The organism is Methylobacterium sp. J-030 (assembly GCF_022829545.1).
Classification (GTDB): Bacteria; Pseudomonadota; Alphaproteobacteria; order Rhizobiales; family Beijerinckiaceae; genus Methylobacterium.
The window spans coordinates 1-1506 of sequence record NZ_JAKSYM010000116.1; the positions used below are offsets into that span (position 1 = coordinate 1).

The following is a 1506-nucleotide window of genomic DNA, read 5'->3' on the forward strand; positions in this document are numbered from 1 at the left end:
GCAAGGTCGGGCCGCTCGCCGCCCCTCTCAGACCATTCCGTGATCCGGCGGGCCAGGTCGTCGCCGCCGTCCAGTTCGGCAAGCTGAGCGCGGCTCTCGGCGACGATGGCCTCGTGCTCCACCTCGCGCGCCTTCGCCAAGGCCGCTTCCTTCGCCGCCAGGGCCTCACGGGCGCCAGCGCGGACGTTGAGGGCATCTCGGAGCTTGGCCCGGGCCACGGCCTCTAGCGCCGGCATTTCGGCCACTGGACGGGCGGCATGCTGATGCGCGTCGAGAACCGCGAGGGCCGAGCCGGTCTGAGCCGCGAGCGACAAGGGGGCGGTCGGGAGAGGTAGTCCCGCCTTGGCCCGCTCGGCGATGAAGGCGTTCAGTTCGGCGTGATTGCGCGGCGCCTCACGCAGCACGGACGCCGAGGCCGGCCGGTAAGGCAGGACCGTGACGGTATGGCCGCCCGGCTGATGCAACGTGCGATCGACGACAGGCGCGGGCGCGGCGACCGGCTCGGGGCCGGCCTGGCGCGAATGGTCTCGGCGGTCCACCTCGGCGACAGGCACGGCACCGTCACGCCGGGGAACCTGAGGGGCGAAATCGTGGATGGCGCTGCTCATCGACCGGTCCTCCCGTAGAATTCGGCAGCCCGCTTGTTCATGTCGCGCAGCTGCTGGCGCTGATGCTCGGCACGATCGGCCCAAGCCTGATCGAAGGCGGCCCGGTCGCGCTGGGCCTGGGCTACAGCATCCCGGGCGGCGCGGTCGCGAGCGGCAGCGCGGTCTCGCGCGAGCTTAACCTCGGCCAGCTTCTCGCCGACCTCGTCCATCATCTCCATGATGCCAGACCGGTCGATCGCGTCCTGCATCAACTCGCCAAAGCGCTTGGTCGTGATGCGGACCGGCGTCGCAGAGTCCTTGAACTTGATGCTGATGGTGTCGTTCGCGGCGCTTGACTTTTGTGAGCCGCTAACTCGGCGGCGCGGCCTCACAACATCTCGCATCGGCACGTCAAAAACATAATTTTGGGGCATGGTATCCTCAACTGTCCGGGGGAGTCGTCCAAGACGGCGCTACGGTTCCGAGACTGCGGTAGGCGTCGACGGACCCGCCGTTCTCCGCGAAGGCCTGCACCGCCACGAGGGCGAGGTAGGCAGCGATGTCCGTGTCGGTGTGCCCCTGGGGCGGGAAGCTCATCCCGCAGTCCCCGAGAACGGCCAGGGCGGCGCGGGACGCCGCGAACAGGGCTTGGTCGGTGGCGAAGTCCGCAGGGGTCGGACGCCGGGTCTGGTCAGCCATTCAGGCAGCCTCCGTGGGTGCGCTTACCGGCCGGGAGCAGCACGGCGGGCGAACACCGCGCGCTCAACCGGACGGCTCGCATCGGGGAGCGGGGAGACAGACCCGCACCCGATCGGTCGTGGCTGATAACCGTGGCTCGACGGGCGGGGGCGCTAGTCATCGAGCAGCCTCGCCCACATGTCCGGGTCGTAGTCGCCGGGCTGCTTCTGCAGGCTCACCA

General features: G+C 69.6%; 3 protein-coding genes. All 3 read right to left on the bottom strand.

Annotation, left to right across the window (positions count from 1 at the left end):
• Positions 1-608: hypothetical protein (locus MKK75_RS06545; RefSeq protein ID WP_244041804.1), on the bottom strand; the 608-nt coding region annotated here is incomplete at its 3' end.
• Positions 605-1021: a hypothetical protein gene (locus MKK75_RS06550; RefSeq protein ID WP_244041805.1), complete on the bottom strand. Its 417-nt coding sequence runs from the start codon at positions 1019-1021 to the stop codon at positions 605-607. The genes MKK75_RS06550 and MKK75_RS06545, both read right to left, overlap by 4 nt.
• Before the next feature lie 7 nt (positions 1022-1028).
• The gene (locus MKK75_RS06555; protein WP_244041806.1) at positions 1029-1286 is read right to left on the bottom strand and encodes a hypothetical protein; all 258 of its coding nucleotides are present in this window, start codon (positions 1284-1286) and stop codon (positions 1029-1031) included.
• Positions 1287-1506 lie beyond the last annotated feature (220 nt).